Source organism: Bifidobacterium sp. LH_558 (assembly GCF_056356295.1).
In genome coordinates, this window is sequence record NZ_JBKETZ010000007.1 from 105,285 (window position 1) to 126,211 (window position 20,927).

The 20,927-nt window shown below is 60.1% G+C and carries 15 protein-coding genes and 1 tRNA gene; 2 read left to right on the forward strand and 14 right to left on the reverse strand.

Annotation, left to right across the window (positions count from 1 at the left end; all coding sequences use genetic code 11):
* Positions 1–56 precede the first annotated feature (56 nt).
* From AC1AV0_RS09725 to AC1AV0_RS09755, 7 genes are all read right to left on the reverse strand, one after another.
* A complete protein-coding gene (locus AC1AV0_RS09725) occupies positions 57–1,001 on the reverse strand; it encodes an AraC family transcriptional regulator (RefSeq protein WP_476573493.1) in 945 nt (314 codons plus the stop codon).
* Between the two features lie 79 nt (positions 1,002–1,080).
* Complete coding sequence (locus tag AC1AV0_RS09730) at positions 1,081–1,941, reverse strand: aldo/keto reductase (protein ID WP_476573495.1); 861 nt, start codon at positions 1,939–1,941, stop codon at positions 1,081–1,083.
* Between the two features lie 200 nt (positions 1,942–2,141).
* Entirely contained in the window at positions 2,142–4,385 is a 2,244-nt protein-coding gene (locus AC1AV0_RS09735) for a DUF2207 domain-containing protein (protein WP_476573497.1), read from the reverse strand.
* A gap of 295 nt (positions 4,386–4,680) precedes the next feature.
* A complete protein-coding gene (locus AC1AV0_RS09740; protein WP_476573499.1) occupies positions 4,681–5,259 on the reverse strand; it encodes a LemA family protein in 579 nt (192 codons plus the stop codon).
* A 706-nt stretch (positions 5,260–5,965) separates the two neighbouring features.
* On the reverse strand, positions 5,966–8,623 hold the full coding sequence (locus AC1AV0_RS09745; RefSeq protein WP_476573501.1) for a polyribonucleotide nucleotidyltransferase: 2,658 nt from the start codon (positions 8,621–8,623) through the stop codon (positions 5,966–5,968).
* Positions 8,624–8,960: 337 nt separating this feature from the next.
* On the reverse strand, positions 8,961–9,230 hold the full coding sequence (gene rpsO, locus AC1AV0_RS09750; protein ID WP_072723388.1) for a 30S ribosomal protein S15: 270 nt from the start codon (positions 9,228–9,230) through the stop codon (positions 8,961–8,963).
* A 154-nt stretch (positions 9,231–9,384) separates the two neighbouring features.
* Complete coding sequence (locus AC1AV0_RS09755) at positions 9,385–10,110, reverse strand: hypothetical protein (RefSeq protein ID WP_476573504.1); 726 nt, start codon at positions 10,108–10,110, stop codon at positions 9,385–9,387.
* A 349-nt stretch (positions 10,111–10,459) separates the two neighbouring features.
* Between AC1AV0_RS09755 and AC1AV0_RS09760 the strand changes: the two genes are divergently transcribed.
* On the forward strand, positions 10,460–10,738 hold the full coding sequence (locus AC1AV0_RS09760; protein ID WP_476573506.1) for a hypothetical protein: 279 nt from the start codon (positions 10,460–10,462) through the stop codon (positions 10,736–10,738).
* 207 nt (positions 10,739–10,945) lie between these two features.
* Here the strand turns inward: AC1AV0_RS09760 and AC1AV0_RS09765 are convergent.
* Both AC1AV0_RS09765 and AC1AV0_RS09770 read right to left on the reverse strand, forming a co-directional pair.
* Positions 10,946–11,019 (reverse strand) — tRNA-Gly (locus AC1AV0_RS09765).
* A 182-nt stretch (positions 11,020–11,201) separates the two neighbouring features.
* Positions 11,202–12,149 (reverse strand): biotin--[acetyl-CoA-carboxylase] ligase, encoded by a 948-nt coding sequence (locus AC1AV0_RS09770; protein ID WP_476573508.1) that lies wholly within the window; start codon positions 12,147–12,149, stop codon positions 11,202–11,204.
* Between the two features lie 253 nt (positions 12,150–12,402).
* Here AC1AV0_RS09770 and AC1AV0_RS09775 point away from each other — a divergent pair, with 253 nt between their 5' ends.
* On the forward strand, positions 12,403–13,032 hold the full coding sequence (locus AC1AV0_RS09775; protein WP_476573510.1) for a TetR/AcrR family transcriptional regulator: 630 nt from the start codon (positions 12,403–12,405) through the stop codon (positions 13,030–13,032).
* Between the two features lie 15 nt (positions 13,033–13,047).
* Here AC1AV0_RS09775 and AC1AV0_RS09780 read toward each other — a convergent pair whose 3' ends face one another.
* From AC1AV0_RS09780 to AC1AV0_RS09800, 5 genes are all read right to left on the reverse strand, one after another.
* Positions 13,048–14,322 carry an MFS transporter gene (locus tag AC1AV0_RS09780; RefSeq protein WP_476573512.1) on the reverse strand — a complete coding sequence of 425 codons (1,275 nt, stop codon included), beginning with the start codon at positions 14,320–14,322 and terminating at the stop codon, positions 13,048–13,050.
* Positions 14,323–14,493: 171 nt separating this feature from the next.
* The gene (locus AC1AV0_RS09785; protein ID WP_476573514.1) at positions 14,494–16,662 is read right to left on the reverse strand and encodes a glycoside hydrolase family 3 protein; all 2,169 of its coding nucleotides are present in this window, start codon (positions 16,660–16,662) and stop codon (positions 14,494–14,496) included.
* A gap of 206 nt (positions 16,663–16,868) precedes the next feature.
* Positions 16,869–17,306, reverse strand: a complete 438-nt coding sequence (locus AC1AV0_RS09790; RefSeq protein WP_476573516.1) for a holo-ACP synthase — start codon at positions 17,304–17,306, stop codon at positions 16,869–16,871.
* Between the two features lie 264 nt (positions 17,307–17,570).
* Complete coding sequence (locus AC1AV0_RS09795) at positions 17,571–19,397, reverse strand: alpha-amylase family protein (protein ID WP_476573518.1); 1,827 nt, start codon at positions 19,395–19,397, stop codon at positions 17,571–17,573.
* Positions 19,398–19,535: 138 nt separating this feature from the next.
* On the reverse strand, positions 19,536–20,867 hold the full coding sequence (locus AC1AV0_RS09800) for an ATP-binding protein (protein ID WP_476573520.1): 1,332 nt from the start codon (positions 20,865–20,867) through the stop codon (positions 19,536–19,538).
* Between the last annotated feature and the right edge of the window lie 60 nt (positions 20,868–20,927).

Below are 20,927 nucleotides of genomic sequence, written 5' to 3' on the forward strand. Positions count from 1 at the left end.
GAGCTCACAAAAGCGCCGTTTTCCTCAAATGTGACCATGAAGGTCGATTTTGTGACTCATCCTTCGCGATGCATTTTTCTGAATGCCGAAGGCGTCACCGAAAATCTGTTGGCGAACGCCCGGGAGAAGGCCTTGGCGTTGGCGAATCCGTTATTGCTGGCGATATCCGTATTGGTATCGGTTCCGTTCAACAGATCATCCACCGCCGATTGCAGGCGAATCTCCATCAGATATTGTTCCGGAGTCACGCCGGCGTGCTTTTTGAACAATCGGGAGAAGTATTCGCGCGAATAGCCGAACCGTTCCGCCAGCTGACCGATGGTCACGCCACTGTGGAAGTGACGTTCCATATATTCGACCACCGCACGGATCTCAGCTGCTGACCGGGCTTTCGCCATCGACTCCGCATCACCGCAGTCGCATTCCCGACATTCGGTGGAGATATGCAACATCATGGCATACAGCAATTCGTTCAGCTTGATTAACTTCAACTCCGGATCGGCATCATCGACGCATGCGATGACATTCTCGCAAAGGGATATCAAAGTGGGATTCCCCACCACAGAAGGTCGCTCGAGACCTTTCTCCCCCGCCTCATGATTACGGACCTCCTCAGCGGCGAAGGGCACTGCCTGCAGCAGCCGACGGTTCGATAGACCGGGACTGAGTCTCGAAAGAAATTCACCATCAAAGGAGATCGACAACACGAACTGCCCGTCCTCGTCCGGTTCGGGATAAATCGCATGCAACGCGCGCGGACTGACCAGACACGCCTGCCCGTCGACGATGGTGGTTTCGGCTCCATCGATGAACAACCGCACCCTGCCGTGCCTCACATACACGAGCTCGGCGCCCAGATGCCAATGCAGCGGCACATCCTGCGCAGGCATCTCGGTATGGATTCTCACGATGGCGGGATACAGGGACGACGAGCCCCATGACTCATGGTGGTCGCAGTCGATAACCGCGTTGTAGTCAAGCTCCCGATTGATGCGGAACATCTGCGCCGACGCTGCACTGGTGAACATGCCGCCACCTTAGCACGCCTCCCCCGCCATCCGAGCGACGGAGAAACCGCAATCAGCCGAGTTTGGCGAGCTCCTCGGCGGTCAGTTCCAGATCGGAGGCTTTAAGGGAGTCGAGGATCGTTTCGGGGCGGTGCGCGCCGGGAATCACGAACATATGATCGCCCTTGGCGAGCTCCCATGCGAGCACGACCTGCTGGTAGCTCACGCCACGCACGGCCGCGACCTCGCGGAACGGGTCGAATGTGCTTTCGTCGTACGGGTGGCGGTAGCCGCCGAGCGGGCTCCAGCACACGAACGCCAGACCGAGTTCGGCGCAGTAGTCGAGCGTGTCCTGCGTCTCCAGATGGATCGGCGAATACTGGTTCTGCACGGCCACGAGCTTGTCGCCCAGAATCCCGCGCGCGATGTCGAGCTGCTCGATGGTGACGTTGGAGACGCCCGCCCACTTGGCCACGCCTTGGTCGAGCAGGGCCTTGATGCCTTCGACGGATTCGTTGTACGGCACTTCGGGGTCATGACGATGCAGATACAGCAGGTCGATGGCGTCAACGCCGAGCGCCATCGCGGACTGCTTGCCGTATTCGATAAGATGTTCGGGCTTGCCGTCGCGCGGCCACACCGGCTTGTCGCCTTCCCAAGCGCGGCGCAGGCCCACCTTGGTGGCCACCGTGACCTCATCGCGCGGGCCGTTCCAGGATTCCAGCGCCTCGCGGGTGAGCTTCTCGCCGGTCTGCTCCTCCTCGCCGGGCGTGTAATAGGCCCAAGCGGTGTCGATATGGCGGCAGCCCGCGTCAAGCGAGGCGTGCAGCGTTTCCAGACCGACCGCGTGTCCGCGATTGTTCTCGATGGTCAACGGCATTTCGCCATGGCCGATGGCGGTGGTGTGGAATGGCCCGAGATCACGAAACAGCATGTGCGCTCCTTATTTCTTCGCAACTTTTCTCGCTATGAACAGGTGTTTCCGCCCTCCACGATACGCGTAGAGGACCGCTTTTCGAGTTTGGTGTGTCCGGATATGGCAGAGACACGAAAGCTAGTTTTAAGAATGGCGGAATTCCGCCATTCTTAACATCACACTCCGCGCGATTCGCTCATTCGCGCACACCAAACTCGCTATCGGCCTCCGAAGGAACCTCCGCCCGAGCCTCCGGAGGAGCCGCCGAAGCCGCCGCCGGAGAACGATCCGCCGGAACCGCCGGAAGACGAGGGCGCCGCGGCTTGGATGGTGGACCTCACTTCGGCGAATCCGGCGTTAAGCTGCGCGCCGATGTCGCCGAATCCAGCCGCGAAGGAATCGCCGCCGAACGCGAAGGCGGGGCCATCCAGACCACCGTTCATCGCCGCCCCGGCGGCCGCGCCGACGCTATGGCCATACCATCCGTAGGGACGATACGACCAGTACAGCAGCGAGCCGGAAGCGTTGGAGTCCAACCATGCGGGATCAGTCACCTGCGGATAGGCCTTGGCGAGTTCCTTGCCCACCCGCTCGGAGATGCCGAACGCGGCGGCGTACACCATATACCAATCCCACAGGGCGATGTCGGCGGCACCGCGGTCGGAGAAGTCGGAGAAATCCTGCATATAGCGTTTCAGTCCGAGGCATCGGCCGGCATGCTCCTGACCGGAATCGGTCAGGCCCGTATAAGAGGCACCGAATAGACAGAACAGCGACACTGCCAACACCGGAATTCCGGAGGTCAGCGCCATGGCAAGGTTGCCGTTGCTGATATTGAACCCCAACATGACGAATCCGAGAATCGCCCCCAGGATTCCGCACACCGCCGCCTGTCCGCCGGTGTTGCGCGTGGCGCCCAGCAGCGCGTATTCGTTGCCACAGGCCGTGGTGAACGCCCCTAACGATTCGTAGCCCTTCTTCCACTTCTTGCAGGCTTTCGTCATCTGCTGCAGGTCGAACACCGGACTGCCCACGCGCTTCGAGATTGTGATGAACAGATCGAGGCAGGCGCTTTCGGACTGGCTCAGCTCCATCGCATCCCGCGTTTCATCGTTCAATGCGGCCGGCAGAATCACCATGGTGCTGGTCTGCTTCACGGCGGCGAGGCGATTCGCATCGGAGCCGATCAGACCTGCCAAGCCAACCGGATTCGCCTGGCTCATATCGATGCCCGCGTATATATTCGCAGGCCCCGGATAGATGGCGATGGCCTTCTTCACGGCGAGGGCGAGCACAGTGGAGGTCATCACGCGCGAGTCGCGATCGCCGGCGGAGGAATCGACCACATCGATCAGCGTGGCCGCGCTGGCGGGGCTCATGCCGGGCGGGTCGCGCCAGTATTCGATTCCGCCGCGGTATTGCGCGACTTTGACGGATTTGCGCACGCCGAACAGGCCGATCACGCACAACAGCACTCCGATGACGATGCTTGCCGTCCAGAAAACGACCATCCAGATGGCGTGGGCTCGCTGCTGTTCGCGCCACTGCTGTTCCTGCCGGGTTTCGTCGGCTTGGAGCGCGTCCAGACGCTCGCCCTTCCCCGTGCGCGCGACGGCGGAGGAATCGGCCGCATCCCGGTCGTAGGCGATGACCACATCGAGATAGTCGCCGGCCTTCACGTCGTAGGCGGTGAATTGCAGGTCGCCGTTGGCGGCTCGGCTGGTTTCGCTGGTGCGTTCCGTGTGCAGCCACGCCCATGACGTGTCCGTGCCGACACCCTCGGGGAAATGCACCACGCCGGTGACGGTGCCGATCGGCACTTGATTCTTTTTGCCGAACGGCTCCCATTGCAGGTTGACGATGTCATCCCACGCGGTGGAGACGTCGTGGAGGGTCATGGTCACGTCGAATCGCAGACTGTTCGCTTCGACGGTGGCGGGGATATTCCAGCCGATTTCGATGATTTTGGCGCTGACCGAGGCGGTGGAATCGCCGCCGGACACGACCAGTCCGTCCGTGCCCGGCTCGTAGACTTGCGGATTGCTTGCGCCGTGGGATACGTCCGCGATATACCAGTGGTTCGCGTATTCCCTGTTCCAGTCAGCGTCGCTGATGGCGCTCGGCGTCTGCGGCGCGATCTGCGTGTAGGTCTCCCCCGTGGTGACGTTGGTGACCGAAATATCGGAGATGTCGGTGAGCTTGCTGGAATTCAGCGTGTACTGCTGGTAGAGCTGCTTCCAGGGGCGGTCGTCGCCGTCATCCGACCGGTCGCGCAGTTTCACATCGATATGCTGTGTGACGGTCAGGTCGCCATTGGCCTGCACGGCGGCCTCCAGATCGAGCGTGCGGTAGCTCAGGTCCGCGCCGTCCGTATCCGCGATGACGAACAGCACGGACAGCATCGCGACGATCACCGCGACCACAGCCGCGCCGATTCCTGCCCATATCTGCTTTTTCCTCATGTCCCCTCATTCCCTCTATCTTGGGTGGTCCGATTCCGCACTCAGGCTGCACCGATTGGGTTAGGCCTAATCGACTGGACTAGCCCACTCGGCTGGGTTAATCGACTGGGTCAGCCCCACCCGATTGGGCCAGGTCCTACTCGGTTGGGTGACGCATAGCACCACCCGTCGGGCGACGCCATGTCACATCCATCGAGCAACGAACAACCCGTCATGTTGAGCGGAGCGCAGCGCAGTCGAAACATCTCTGTTCGTCCGCTTCGACAACCGACGCGCATACTGCCGTCACCAACCGTCAGAATTTGACCTGCGGCACCTGACGCGCGGCCTCGTCGGCCTCGAAATACTGCGCCTGCTCGAAGTGGAACATCCCAGCGATGATGTTGCTCGGCACCGTCTCGATGGCGGTGTTCAGCTTGAGCACCACGTCGTTGTAGAACTGACGGGCATAGGCGATCTTCTCTTCGAGCGCCTTCAACTGCGCCTGCAGGTCGAGGAAGTTCTGGTTGGCCTGCAGCGCCGGATACGCTTCGGCCGTGGCTTGCAGGTTGACCAAAGCGCGGGAGAGCTGGTTCTCGGCCTGCGCGCGCTCAGCGGTGCTGGCGTTCGGATTGTTCGCTGCGGCCACTGCGTTGGCACGGGCCTGCGTGACTTCGGTGAACACACTCGACTCGTGGGCGGCATAGCCCTTCACCGCCTCCACAAGATTCGGAATCAGGTCGGCGCGCTGCTTGAGCTGCACGTCGATCTGCGCCCAGCCGTTCTTCACGCGGTTTTTCAGCGAAACCAGATTGTTATAGGCCGACATGGCCCAAATCAGCACAATCAAGACGACGGCCACCACAACGACTACCACAATAATTCCTGCGTTCATGAACACTCCTTCGTTAGTTCGATCCTCGTGCCCATTCTCCCAGCACGTAGGTACGAGTCGGCGCACATTCCATCATGTTCAGCCGTAATCGTCTTGCCACAACAGCAGCGCCCAATCATCCGGCAGCGGTGAGAGCGTTGCCGGCGCGCGGCACTCCATGCTCGAACGCTTTGGCCAGAAACGCCGACTTGTTCAGCACTTCGTTGAATCGGAATCGAAATATCGCGTGCACGCCGGCCGTCTTCGTACGGCGTGTCGATAACAGTATTCGTTGCTATGACTGGGCTGGCACTGTGGATAACCTTGAAGGGGTTACGGGATTACGGGGACACGGGGATATGGGAATGCATCGGATATCAAAGCGCTGGAAGACGGAAGATGGGTATAGAGGGCAGGGGCGGGAGGCGACACATGGAGAGCGGAGCACTAAATCCGTTGTTCCTTTCCGATGGTTACTCTTGCCAGCGTGGATGATATGCCACTTGCTGGCGAAACGTCCACGATGAGCAGCCATCACAGCATTGGGGCATTGACTATTGGGCATTCATTGACCAATAGTCATTAGGAAGCCGAGTGGTTAAAGCGCTGTAGGCATAGATCGTTATGACGTACGTCGTTACAGCATAGGGCGTTATATACGAGAGGCCCCTATATACGAGAAAACCCGCCACAGGGGCGGGTTCTCATCACATCAATCGGCGATCAATCAGTCCTCGAAGGGGTCGAAGTCGCGACGGACGCGGCGACGCGGACGCTCGGAACGCTCTTCGCGCTCAGAACGGTAGTCGTCGTAGTTGTCGTCGGTGGCGTAGCGCGGGTTGCGGTCGGAACCACGGCCACGGCCGGAGGAGCGGCGATCGGCGTGATCGTCACGGTCGGCGGAGCGACGGCGGCGCGGACGATCCTCAAAATCATCCTCACGATCGTCGGAACGACGGCGACGCGGACGATCGTCGAAATCGCGGTCGGCCTCATCGTAGTCGCGCTCGGCGCGGCGGCGGCGCGGACGATCCTCGAAGTCGTCATCGCGGTCATCGGAACGACGGCGACGCGGACGATCGTCGTAGTCGCGGTCGGAACGCTCGCGACGGCCACCACGGCGGTCATCACGGCCACCACGGTCACCGCGGTCGCGGCCGCCACGGCCGGCACCGGATTCCTGATCCTCGAAGCCGGGGATGGCGAGCGAGATCTTGCCGCGCTCGTCGACGCCCTGCACGATCACTTCAACGGTATCGCCTTCCTTGAGCACGTCCTCGACGGCGTCAATGCGCTCACCGTTGGCGAGGTTTCGGATCTGCGAGATGTGCAGCAGACCGTCAGTGCCCGGGGTGAGGTTCACGAACGCGCCGAACGACGTGGTCTTGACGACCTTGCCGTTGTAGGTTTCGCCGGCTTCCGGCACGTGCGGGTTGGCGATCTGGTCGATGATCTCCTTGGCCTTCTCGGCGGCCTCGCCACCTTCGGAGGAGATGTAGACGGTGCCGTCGTCCTCGATTGCGATTTCAGCGCCGGTGTCTTCCTGGATCTGGTTGATCATCTTGCCCTTGGGGCCGATGATCTCACCGATCTTATCCACCGGGACGGTGGTGGTGATGATGCGCGGAGCGTACTCGCTCATCTCGGACGGGCCGTCGATGCACTCGTTGATGACCTCGAGGATCGTGGTGCGCGCTTCCTTGGCCTGCTGCAGGGCGGCGGCCAGGATGTCGGCGGGGATGCCGTCGAGCTTGGTGTCGAGCTGCAGAGCGGTGATGAACTCGGAGGTGCCGGCCACCTTGAAGTCCATATCGCCGAACGCGTCTTCGGCACCCAGGATGTCGGTCAGGGTCTTGAAGATGTGCTGGCCGTCCACATCGCCGGACACCAGGCCCATGGCGATGCCCGCGACCGGAGCCTTCAGAGGCACGCCGGCGGCGAGAAGGGACAGGGTGGAGGCGCACACGGAGCCCATCGAGGTGGAGCCGTTGGAGCCGAGGGCCTCGGAGACCTGGCGGATCGCGTAGGGGAATTCCTCGCGGCCCGGCAGCACCGGCAGGATGGCCTTCTCGGCGAGAGCGCCGTGGCCGATCTCGCGACGCTTCGGGGAACCGACGCGGCCGGTCTCACCGGTGGAGTACGGCGGCATCTCGTAGTTGTGCATGTAGCGCTTGGACTGCGGGCCGGAGAGCGCGTCGATCTGCTGCTCCATCTTGAGCATGTTCAGCGTGGAGACGCCCAGGATCTGGGTTTCGCCGCGCTGGAACAGAGCGGAGCCGTGCACGCGCGGCACGATGTCGACCTCGGCCGACAGGGTGCGGATGTCGCGCAGGCCACGGCCGTCGATGCGGTAGTCCTCGGTGAGGATGCGGCGGCGGACGATCTGACGCTGCAGTTCCTTGAACGCGTTGCCGATCTGCTTGTCCTTCTCGGCCTCGTCCATATCTTCGAACTCGGCGGCGAGGGTTTCCTTCACGGTCGCCTTGATCTCGGCGATGCGGTCCTGACGCGGCAGCTTCTCGGCGATGGTCAGGGCGGAGTCGAGGTCGGCGTGGGCGATCTCGTCGATGCGGGCGTACAGCGCGTCGGTGTACTCCGGGAAGAGCGGGAACTCCTTGGTTTCCTTGGCGGCGATGGCCTTGAGTTCGGCCTGAGCCTCGCAGATCACCTTGATGAACGGCTTGGCGGCTTCCAGACCACCGGCGACGACTTCCTCGTCCGGCTTGATCTGGCCCTCTTCGTAGATGAGCTGCCAGGCGTTCTTGCCAGCGCCGGCTTCGATCATGGCGATGGCGACGTCACCGTTCTCGATCACGCGGCCGGCGACCACGATCTCGAACACGGCGCGATCGCGCTCGCTCCAACGCGGGAAGGCGACCCACTGGCCGTCGATCAGCGCCAGTCGCACACCGGAGACCGGGCCCGCGAACGGCAGACCGGAGATCATAGTGGAGGCGGAGGCGGCGTTCAGGGCGATCACATCATAGGCATCCTCGGGATTCACGGCGAGGATGGTCTCCACGACCTGCACCTCGTTGCGCAGCGTGTGCGGGAACAGCGGGCGCAACGGGCGGTCGATGATACGGCAGGCCAGGATGGCCTCGGACGAGGGGCGGCCCTCGCGACGGAAGAACGAGCCGGGGATCTTGCCGGCGGCGTACATCTTCTCTTCCACGTCGACGGTCAGCGGGAAGAAGTCGTAGTTCTCCTTCGGGCTGGAGCCGGCGGTGGTGGTGCTCAGCACCATGGAATCATCGTCGAGATAGGCGGCGACGGCGCCGTCGGCCTGCTGGGCGAGACGGCCGGTTTCGAAGCGCAGCGTGCGCTTGCCGAACGATCCATTGTCGATTACGGCCTCAACGGCCTTGATTTCGGGACCCTCCATAGGGTTCCTCCTTCTGTTTTCTTATTCCTTGCTATCGATGTCCTCTTCAGCGGACGTCACATGTCTTGCGCGGCCCCTTGGCCGTTGTTCCTCTGTCAAACCCTCTGTCTGATCCCTGCCGGCCGTCGTTCTGGCCGTTCCTCTCGCGAGTGGCATCGGCCCCTCGCCTCATGCTCGCAGAGCCATCGTCCTGTCTTCATTCGGATCACATGCGACACGCACCTGACGTGCGTTCACGGGACGCCCGGCACAGCCGGCACAGTCCCGTCATCTTCAGTTGTGGATTCAGTTATGTAAAACGCCCGAGCGCCAAACGCGGCACTCGGGCGGAAGATTACTAGCGGCGCAGACCCAGCTTCTCGATGAGCGCACGGTAACGCTCGATGTCGTTCTTCTTGAGGTAGTCGAGCAGACGACGGCGGGAACCGATCATGAGCTGCATGCCACGACGGGAGTGGTGGTCGTGCTTGTGCTCCTTCAGGTGCTCGGTCAGGTCGGAGATTCGCTTGGACAGCAGCGCGACCTGGACCTCCGGGGAGCCGGTGTCGCCTTCGTGCGTCGCGTACTTGGTGATGATTTCGTTCTTTTCCTCAGCCGTCAGTGCCACGGCATCCTCCTTATGGTCGTTGCGCGGTGCTCCGAGCACGGTGCTCGCAGCGCTCTCTGTCCGCGGGCGAAATTACGCCAAAGGGAGACTATACGCGGGGGGCGGGACTTGGAGTGGATGGTGCGGCGCGGCCTGCATCGCGCTCACACCGCAATCACACCGTGTTGAGCAGGCCGCCGAACAGCACGATCAGCAACGCCGCGAATTCCAGCACGAAGAAGAGGATGAACGACGACCAGCTGCGCGTGAGCACGTTGAACGGCGAATCCTTCTTGATCACCACCAGCAGGCCCACCCATAGGACCGCGAATACGGCCACCCCCACTCCGGCGGCGAGGATGCCCAGATTGGCGGCGTTCGCGATATTCGCGTGCTCGCCGTAGACCACGTAGGTGGAATACCAGAAGTTGGTTTTGAGAATGCATAGGCCTGCCACGAACTGCTCGCATGCGAGTCCCACCACGAACACGATCAGCCATGGCCAGGAGGGCGAGACGACCACCGCCATCGCCAATCCCACGAAGGTCACCACGGTGACGGCCCAGCTCACCAGGGCGATGCCGCGCGGGTCGATGCCGCTCAGATGCGCCACCAGCCAGGCGGTGTTGTTCACGGCGAGCGTGCGGCCCAGCCAGTAGGGGCCGATGATGGCGACCAGCACCGTCAGAATGTAGGCCGCCCAGCGCGCGGGATGCGAGCTGCGGCGGCCGATGTCCGCCAGGGACAGGTCGGATTCGGGAATCGAGGACGCGCCGACCTTCGCCGTGATGGGCTTCGCTCCGGCGGTTGTCGTGGCGGTGTTGTTTATGGCGTCGGCCGTCGTTTCGGTAGCCGATGCCGCCGTGTTCGCATTCGTGGTCTCGTGCATGCCGTCCACCATGGAAACCCCTTGCCGCGTATTCCGTTCGTTGTGCTGTGACTACGATACCCCGCCCATCGGGAAAATCAATCGCCCCACAGGATGAGTCGCGCCGCCCCAATCGCATCCCATCGTCGCCCCCTCGTAGGAAGCGTACGAGGAGCCCCATTGTCCTTCGGAACATGAGAGCCCCTGAACAACAAACAATACCTTCTTCTATTGTTCTTTTTGCCGCAAAAGGACCCGGGGACGCTCGTCCGCGAGGACCGGGGTGGTTTTGTTTAGTCATTGGAGCTAAGCTTCAATGAAAGACCGTCCAGCTGCGGCGCCTGCGCCAAGCAGTGACCCCGCAAGAATGCAAGGAGATCTCATGTTCTCTTATTCGGATCGCAAGCTGCTGGAATCCATGTATGGAGTCGAGGAACAGGCCATCCAAGCCCTTTACGAAGAATGCGTCGAGACGGACCAGGGATGGCACACGGAACTGGTGATGCTAGGAACTATCGGGAACATCGTCAGAGTCGAAGGAGACAGTCCGTTCTGCGGCGAGGATGCGGTCGTTCGCGCCCTCCAGGCGTTATGCGATGGGGAAAGCCTATCGGAGGGGCGGGGGAAGGCGACGTTCATATGCAAGGCGACAGCCGATTAACACGCAATCAGCGAAGTCAATACGAGGCCGCCCCGGCCGCTCGTCCGCGAGCGCCGGAGCGGTTGCGTCCCTGACACTGATTCCGATGGCTTGGCGGCTCTTCGCATTTTGGTTCACATGGAAAAAATGTGGCCACGGTGTGTCCACGGAAGGGTTTTTGAGGCCCTCAAAAACCCTTGAAAACGTTGAAATTTCAACGAAAAGAAGTGGAGCGGATGACGGGAATCGAACCCGCGTAATCAGTTTGGAAGACTGAGGCTCTACCATTGAGCTACATCCGCAAGGTGTCGCTTTTGGCGACTTGGCTATTATACATAAGTCCGGACGCCGCGCAACCGACGCGCCCGCATATCGTCCAGACGCGTGTCGGCTGCAACCACGGGGCGTGGCAGCGCCGCCAGCGTGCAACGGTTTGACGAATCAACATGCATCAGCACGATTGAGCAGCACGACCACCGGGACGTCACTGGGGCAGCACGCCTACGTCCGCGGTGCGCACCACATGTTCCGCGCCGTCATCGGTGCGTACGGTGAGCGACGCGTCGGCATTCAGCGCGACCGCCTCGCCCTCCATCATGCCGCCGTCGACGAAATGCGCCTCGACCCTGCGGTCCAGCGTCCAGCATTTCGAGACGGCCTCGTCGTGCAGTTCGGCGCTTTGGCCCTGCGGATCGTCGACGAACATGGTGATGCGGCGTTTGAGCGACGAAACGATGCCCGCGGCGACCATATCCCGCATCGTCGCCCCATCGGGCAGACCCGCCACATGCAGCTGCAGCGAGGTGGATTGCGGTGTGGGCAGGTTGGATGCCGAAAGGTTGAGATTGAGCCCGATCCCGAAGATGATCGCGACGAGTTCGCCGCCATCCACGTCATTCGGCTTAACATGCGCAGTCGCGCCCGGCAACGGCACCAGCTCGGCGAGGACGCCGCCCAACTTGAGTCCGTGCACGAAGATGTCGTTCGGCCATTTGAGCATGCGGGAGCAGTCGGATTGGTTCGGCCGCGCGCCGGATTGGCTGATCGCCTTATCCAGACCGTCGAGCACGGCCAGACCGGCGATCATCTGCAGCCAGCCGTTCACCGATTCGTCCGTGGCGATTGCGCGCGGCACGACGGTGGCAAAGGAGACGGTGAAGGATTCTCCCGGGCGGCTCACCCAAGTGTGGTTAAGCCGACCCCGCCCGGCGGTTTGCATATCGGCGGCCACCACGGCCACCGGTACTCCGCTGCGCCCGTTATGTTCGTCGTTTCCACCGTGCCCATCGCCTGTCAGGTCGAACGTGCCGTCGTCGATGAGATTCCGCGCCAACGCGTTCGTTGATTCCGTCTGCGCCACCGCCACCATGCGGTCGGCCACATGTTCGGTTCGGGGCATGCGGGGCGTCGTTGCCTTCAACATTGTCATCATGGTTGACACACTAGTCGATGCCGCCAAATTTTACGAGATTTGCGGCGGTGTCTCACCGTCTGGATGCCTAGCTCGCCATCCGCTCGAGCGGCGATTCGTCGGCAGAACCTTTGTCGTTCGGATCGTGCCCAATCACTCTAAGAATCGAAACCAATACTTCCCGAAACCCGACTACCACTCGCCAATAATGACCCTATTGGACGATGTCCCACTACGATGGGAGGAGATTAATCATACGATGGAGGAATTTCCCATGGTCAGACGTCGCGGTCGCGAACGCATGGACGTCAATGAACGGCGCAAACAGATTATTGACGTTGCCACACAGCTGATTGCGGAACGTGGGTACTGGGGCACGTCACTACAGGATGTGGCGGATGAATGTGATCTTACCGTCGCCGGGCTGGTGCACCACGTGCAGTCAAAAACCGGTCTGCTTATGATGATTCTGGAGCAGGAAGACCAAGACTCCATCAATGAGGTGTCCTCAGCCTTGGGAATCACAGCGGCCGATCTGGAGGAGCAAAACGTCCCCTTCCCACTGCTGACCATGTGCAACGCAATCGTCGACTATAACGCCAGGAATCCCGAAAAAGTCCGGTTGTATTGCATCCTTAACGCGGAAGCCCTCGATTCGGAGCATCCGGCATATGCGTTACTGAAGGCACGGGAGGAGAAAACCTTGCGTGTATTCACATCATTCGCTCGGCATGAGACGGAAAATCCCGAAGCCGTTGCGCGCCTGCTGCTGTCCATGATGGACGGGCTGCAGCTGCAATGGCTTCGGGATCCGCAATCTATGGATTTCGCGCGGGAATGGCGACGGTTGGTTGCCGCCACCCCCACAATCGCTTCAATGGTATCCGCGCAAAATTCCCATTGATCTGTGGACTGCCGGCTACTTCGAATTGCGGATGAGCTGAATCGTCGCCGCGGAAATCACCAAGAGCACAGCGGACACGAAGAACACCGGACGATATCCTCCGAACGACATGACCACAAACGACGTGACCATCGGGCCGAAAATCTGCCCGCCGGTGTTCGCCATATTCAGCAGGCCGAGATCTTTCGCTGCGGTGTTGGGGTTAGGCAGCACGTCGTAGTTCAACGCCTGATCGACGGACATGTAAGCTCCCATAATCGCGCCTGAATTCACCACCGCCATTAGCATCATCGCAGCCGGCGCCACCCAGAACGCGGGAACAAGGAACACCACAGCCGACACCAGACAGCATCCGACAACGAAGATCTTTCGACGTCCAACCTTGTCTGAGATCGGGCCGGCGATGGCGCTGAAAATCAGACCAAACACCAGCTGCGCCGTAGCCATGCCCGCAATGAGATTACCGGCCGAAGTGGCGTCCAGCCCAATGTAGTCCTGCACAATATACAGCTGATATCCCGTAATCGCATAGAAGGCGAGCACAAAAATCAGCTTGCCTACCAGCGCAAGATAAAAATCACGGCAATGCTTCGTGGGGAACGAGAAATTCGTTTTAATCACGTCGAAGGAGAAGGGCGCACGCGGCTTATCCTTGTTGGACTTGTCCGGCGCAAGAATCACAAACAGTGGGCCGCACAAAGCAATGGTCACGGCGAACACCACAAGTCCAAGCTGCGGGTTTGAGATGAAGCGCGACGCGACGATGGAAGCCAGACCACTGCCCACCATGCTACCGACGCCGTACACGGCGGAATATGTGCCACGCAGCGATTCGGGAGCTCGATCAGGAATAACCGCCACCAGCGGGGCCACGATTGCGTTCAGGAAGAACTGGAACACGCACCACATGAATAAGATAAGGCCGACATTGGCCGTTTTGGTGATGGCGAACAGCATAACTGCGGTCACCACCGATCCCAGAATCAGCCATGGCGCTCGAGCTCCAAAGCGAGATCTCGTCAAGTCAGAGAACGCACCAAAGAGAATATTCGCGATCAACGCGACGATCGATCCAGTAATAGACATCGAAGCGACCAACGCCACTTTTTGATCAGGCGCTATCTGATCAAACAGCGCAGGCATGACCACAGCGACTGAACCGATATACGGGGTCATCCACAATATACCTGCCACGATCAACGCGACCGCGAGACGAATGGACATCTTGGGTTTCTGCGAAGAATCGTTATTCAGCGACTGCTGTGACGATGATTCATTTACTTCGCTCATAATAAAAACCTTTCCTCATTGAATGGAATCACATGGAATGCTGCTGCGCCATGTACGCACGTGGACGGGCGAGCGACCCAAAGAAAAGAGCCTGCGGAGCTCGCCCGCATCACAACGAACCAGGGGGCTCTCCGAACACAGCGGCGAAGAGCCCGCGAACAATCTCCTACATCACACCGTCGCAGTCACGACGTCATCAGCTCCCGCATAGGAAGCAGCCATCAATGTCACTACAGGGGGAGCAATGAAATGCTTGCTTTTCGTGTCCCAAACGCTCAAAGGCGTAAGATCCACATTCACATGGGCCCGCACCGTCTGGTTCCGAGGCACTTGGACACTGGCGAAACCAACCAGATGACGCTCGCCGGCACGAATACGGTCCTCAACATGTTCAGAGTCGGCACTCACACCATAGATCTGCACCACACAATGTCCGTCACGATCGGATGTGTTCGAGACGTCAATATCCACGCCGGCGGACATCAACCCCTCGCGAGTCGCCTCCATCCCGCTCATACGGTATGTCGTATAGCCGAGGCCATACCCGAACGGGTAAGCGGCTCCAACGCCGAGTTTATCCAGCAGACGCTGCCCGTGATAACGGTCATACGTGATTTCCGTAGCACCGCTATCGAAATACGGCAAATGCTCTTCCTTGGTGGGAATGGCGAACGGCAAACGTCCAGTCGGCTCAGCCTTGCCGAACAGCACATCGGCGAGCGCGTGCCCGCCCTCCATGCCTGAGTACCACGACAGCAGGATGGCCGGAACGTCTTCTCGCCAGTCTTCGGTAAGTACCGCTCCCGCAGCGATAATTGCGACAACCGTACGAGGATTGGCCTGGGAGACGGCTTTGATGATGTCCACGTCGACGGGGCGGAGTCGCAGACTTGCGCGGTCGCCGCCGTATGCCAGAGAGTCACCGCCAGCCGCCGTCAGCTTTTCGATGCTCACGCCTTCAGGAGCAGGCGGATACATGTATGACAGTTCGGAGAGAGAAGAGGCGTCGCAGTATTCGCCTTCGTCTCGATAGGTATATCCCACCACCACAACGGCGACATCCGCTTCTTTGGCAGCCTTGGCCGCAGCTTCCGGGTCATCCGCGAATTCCGAGATGACGCGAGCTTCCGGCACCGCCGCGCTGATACCCGCATAAGGGGTGACGACGTGGGGCGCGCGCACATTGGAGGATCCATGGTCACCCGTATTGGGCATATCCGCGAGACGGCCAATCACCGCGATGGAGTTGACGGAGTCGGGATTCAGCGGCAGCAGCGCATCCTGATCGCCAGCAGGCACTTCGTTATTGAGAAGCACCATAGAACGGGCGGAAGCCTCACGTGCAAGCGCCACATGCTCCGGCGACGCCACCACGCCATTCTCCGGAGCGGGTTGAGTAAGGCCCGCGTCGAAACGAAGCTGCGTTGCGATCGCGCGCACGCCGGATCGCTTCACGTCCTCCCAGCTTGCTTTGCCATCCGCCAATTCGCCGGGCAGATGTTCCGCTCGTTGCTGACGGAATGGTTCCTCAATATCCAGACCGGCGACCAACGACTTCGCCGCGTCACGAATTCCAAATCCGAAATCCGACACAGTGACGCCCGTAAATCCCCATTCCTGGCGCAAAATATCGTCCAGAAGCTGCGGATTCTGCCCCGCCCATTCGCCGTTTACGGAATTGTATGAAGTCATGACCGCGTCAACACCTTCATCGATGACGCGCTTGAAATGAGGCAGATACACTTCATGAAGTGTGCGCTCATCGCAGCTCACATCGACGGTGAAGCGAGCGTTCTCCATGGAGTTCAATGCATAGTGCTTCACGCACGCCATAACGTGGTTACGCACGCCACGGGTCAGAGCCGCCCCCATCTCTCCCAGAACCACAGGATCGTCGGAGTAGGTTTCCTGCGCACGACCCCATGCAGGATGGCGCAGCAGATTGATACATACGCCCGCGAAGAAATTGGCGCCTTGAGCTCGAGCTTCCTCGCCGATGGCTTCGCCGATCCTCTCCTCCAGTTCGGTATCGAATGTGGCGCCACGAGCCATCGACACGGGGAAAGCCGTGGAATGTCCGACCACGACACCACGAGGACCATCCGTAAAACGATATCCCGGAATACCAACGCGGTCGACCGTGCCATGATGAATCGGCTTGGTGTTATACCCCTCAATCATCATCTCGCTTTGGCCTTTCCAGAACTCTTCGTCGCCATCGAGCAACCCAAGACGTTCGTCATCGGTCAAAGACTCGTACAACTTGACAGCTTCTTCTTGCGGGTCAGCGCCTGCACGAACAGCCTTGACCGCAACCTCATACGCCTTTGTTTCTTGCATACCATTTCCTTTCTCGCCTCATCAGCGAGGTGTGCATTGTCGGCATAGGTAGTTAACTACTACCTATTACCTACAACCCTGTAGGTAATAGGTAGAATATAGCGCGCCGCCCACTTTGTCAAATCATTGGATTTTTATTCCACCGCACTTTGCGATACGGCCAAACACCGGCCGCCGCTATGATGCCAAGTGACTTGGCGAGAAATTCACATAGAAATAGGCTTTTGTATCAGAATCACCACAGCACCGGCGATGAGGCCGTCGTGGCTTAGGGAGATCAGCCAGTCGGGCTCACCGCTGCCCCATGCCAATGACGCGCGCAGCGTCTCCTCCACGTCCTCATCCAACACCACACGGGGGCGGCCGCGCTGATCATCGAGGATTTCGATGCTCTTCCACGGAAAATTATCGAGCGTGTATGGGCTGGGCCGCTCCCCCAGCGCCTCCTCCCACGCTTTGAGCACCGCCTCCTTGCCTGCCCACTTGGCGGCGAGATGCACGGTCGCGCCATCGCCTTTGACCGACGCAAGACGCAACGCCTGATGCATCTCGCGCGCGGAAAACAGCTTGAGCATGCGGGTGCCGGGTTCGGACAGCTGCTCGTCCAACGCCGTGACATCCACCACGTCGTACCCAAGTCCCATGCAATTTGACGTCATGCGACTAAGCATAGCGGCAGGAAACGCACACTTCCATAAAAACTGCCAGACCCGTGCCTCGACCTAGCCGCCGGATAGCGGCAGGAAACGCACACTTCCGTAAAAACAATCGCCGACATTAGCTCAGCGACAGTTTTTACGCGACCTGAGGCCATACTTCCGTAAATTCTGCCGCTGACGTTGAGTCAGCGATGGTTTTTACGGAAGTATGGCCTCAGGTCGCAGAGCGGGCGGAAACCGCCGCCCCACTTACTGGCGCAGAATCAGCGCCTCGTAAGGTGCCAGGTCGGCGCTGGGCTGCAGCACCACACCGGCGGCGCTGTCGAGCCACGCGGTCTGGGGCGCGTTCGAGAAGTTGAACAGGCCCAGCAGCGTGCCGGAGTCCGTCTTGCGCACCACGGCCAGCACGGAATCGTTATGCGCGTCCCATGTGGTCACCCACGCGTCGGCCGCGAAGCAGGGATCGCCGCGCATCGCACGCAGGTCGGCCATACCCTCCCACAACCGGTTCTGCAAGGTTCCGGGCTGCGAGCGCAACGCGGCTTTCTCCCAGTCGAACGCGGTGCGGTGCAGATTGCGGCTGTCTTCGATGCGGTCGGGGTCCTCCTTGTAGTCCCATCCGTTGAGCTGGGCGATTTCGTCGCCGCAGCTGAGCATCGGGAAGCCACGCAGGAACGCCATCGCCTTGTGCATGAGCAGGTCGCGGTTCACGGCCACGTCGAGCGCGGGCTTGTCGTGCGTGATTAGAGCGCGCTCGATGCCGCACAGGCTGGCCGTGGTGCCGCAGCTGCGCGCGTCGCCGCTGGCTTCGTCGTAGTTGTACAGTTCGCCCATGGCCCAGCTGCCGGGCACCGCGCCTTCGTAGAAGTGGTAGAGGAATTTCTTGTGCTTGAGCGGGTCGATGCCGAGGCGTTCCTCTTCGGGTTCGTCCAAGCCCCAGCCGATGTCGTCGTGGCAGCGCAGATAGTTGACGAACCAGCAGTTTTCGGGCAGGGCGTTGAGTTTGTCGACCTGCGTTTTGAGCAGGCGGGTGTCGCCGTTGGCGAGCGCGCTCCACAGGTTCACCATGATGGAGACGTTGTAGAGCATGTGGCATTCGGGGTGTTCGGGGGTGCCGAAGTAGGCGGCGAGCTCCTTGGGCGCCATCACCACCTCGCCTTTGAGCACCACGGCCGGGCAGACGCATTCGAGTGCGATGCGCAGCATGCGCACGATGGTGTGCACCTGCGGTAGGTTGCGGCTGTTGGTGCCGAGCTGCTTCCAGATGTAGGGCACGGCGTCGATGCGCAGCACCTCCACGCCGAGGTTGGCGAGGTTCAGCGCGCTGGCGAGCATGGCGACGAGCACCTTGGGGTTGCGGTAGTTGAGGTCCCACTGGAAGGGGTAGAACTGGGTCATCACCCACTTGTTCATGCGTTCGTTCCACGTGAAGTTGCCGGGCGCGGAGTTGGGGAAGACTTGCGGGACGACCGCGTCGTACTGGTCGGGGATGGTGCGGTCGTCGTAGCAGAAGTAGTAGTCCTGGTATTCCGGATCGCCGTTCTGCGCGGCTTCCGCCCAGCGGTGGGATGAAGCGGTGTGGTTCATCACGAAGTCAAGACACAGGCTGATGCCGGCTTTGCGCAGCTTCGCGGTGAGGTTGGCAAGGTCCTCATTGGTGCCGAGCGTGGGGTCGACGTTGTTGAAGTCCTCCACCGCGTAGCCGCCGTCGTTGGCGGGATGGGGCATCTGCAGCAGCGGCATCAAGTGCAGGTAGGTGAGTTTCTGCTCTTCGAGATAGTCGATTTTGTCGGCGAGTTTTTTCAGGTCTCCGGCGAAGAGGTCGGTGTAGAGGGTCATGCCGAACATGTCGCCACGCTTGTACCATTCGGGGTCGGCTTCGCGGGCTTCGTCCAGCGCTTTGAGGTCGGCCGGGCGGGCGGCGTAGGTGGTCGCCATCATGGTTTCGAGGTCGTCGAGGGCGGTGGGGTCGTCGTACAGTTCCATGAACAGCTGCTCAAGCTCGTCGTGATGGCGGGCGAGTCGGGCGCGGAAGGTCTCGTCGGCGGTTGCGACTGCGGTGGCGGACGGCTGCATGCGATAACTCCTTTGTTGTATGCGGTGTGGTGCGGCGCATACGTCGACGTATGCGATCTGAGGGATAGTGTAACTCGCCTCACAAGCGACATTCAAACCGGTTCGAGACGTGTCGCGCTCCCCTCGCCGCAACACGTTCTACCAATCCTCAGCCAGAAGGAATTCCTCCACACTTCTATGTTCGATGCCGTCGCGCGGACGAAGCACCGGATCCATCGACACTACGGTTTTGGGATAGTTGTCCTCGATTCCCCGGAACGCGCCGAACTCGCGTTCCACGGTCCGTTCTTGGGCCATAAGATACGTCACTTGGATATAGCGACGCTCCGCTCCCTTATCGAGCACGAAGTCGACCTCGGCGTCATCTCCCACGCCCACGGATACGTCGTATCCGCGGCGACGCGCCTCCAAGGCCACCACGTTCTCCAGCAGACCTTGAATATTGGTCATGCCGTCGTTCACGATCGCATTGCGCAAGCCTTGGTCGGCGACATAGTATTTCTGCTGCGTTTTCAACAGCTTCTTCCCCACCACACCGACGCGGTTCATACGTTCCAGCAAAAACGAATCAACGCAGTATTCCAAATAGTTGATCACCGTCTGCACGCCGATTTCCATACGCTCGTTTTTCAGGTACGCCGCGATGGAATTGGCCGATATGATGTTGCCGACATTGGCCATCACATAGTTCACCACCCGCTCCAGCAACGTCACGTCGCGGATGCCATGCCTCTGCACGATGTCTTTAAGCACCACGGAACGGTAGATGTCGGTCAGATAGGTGCGTCGGCTCTGCTCGTCCCATTGCTGCGTGGTGAGGAACGGCATCCCTCCCGACAACAGATAATCCGCAAACGAGCCCTCGACCCCCGCTTGTTTACGGGCCTCGCGGTATTCCGCATATCCAAACGGATATACTTCGAACTGCACATAGCGACCGCCGAGATATGTGGCCAATTCCCCGGACATCAGTTTCGAATTCGATCCGGTGATATACACGTCCGCCTTGGTGGCGGCTCTCAACGAGTTGACGACCTTCTCAAAAGACCGAACCTCCTGGATCTCGTCGAGGAACACGTATGGCCGCCCCTCGACGGCGTTGATTCGCTCAAGAAGATACGGATACAGCACATCGGGATCGTTGTATTGCGACAACGCGTAGTCTTCGAAATTCATGGTGATAAATTGCCGTTCTTCACACCCGCGTGCGACCAAACGGCGTTGGATCAGCTTAAGCAAATCCGACTTGCCGCTACGGCGCAGCCCCACCAAGACCTTGACCACATCGGCTTCCATGAACGGTTCGATGCGGTCGATATACAAAGGCCTGTCAATCAGAATTTCTTCCATACAAGAAATTGTAGCGTATTTCGATACATTCTTCTTGTATAGAAGAAATTCGGTGCTGAAATGGAGATTTCTTCTTGTATAGAAGAAATAAGCGATGCTGGAAAACAACGATTTAGCCACCGCAACGAGAAGGCTCCCGGTTTTCCGCGGAAAATCGGGAGCCGAAACTCGCTGATGGTT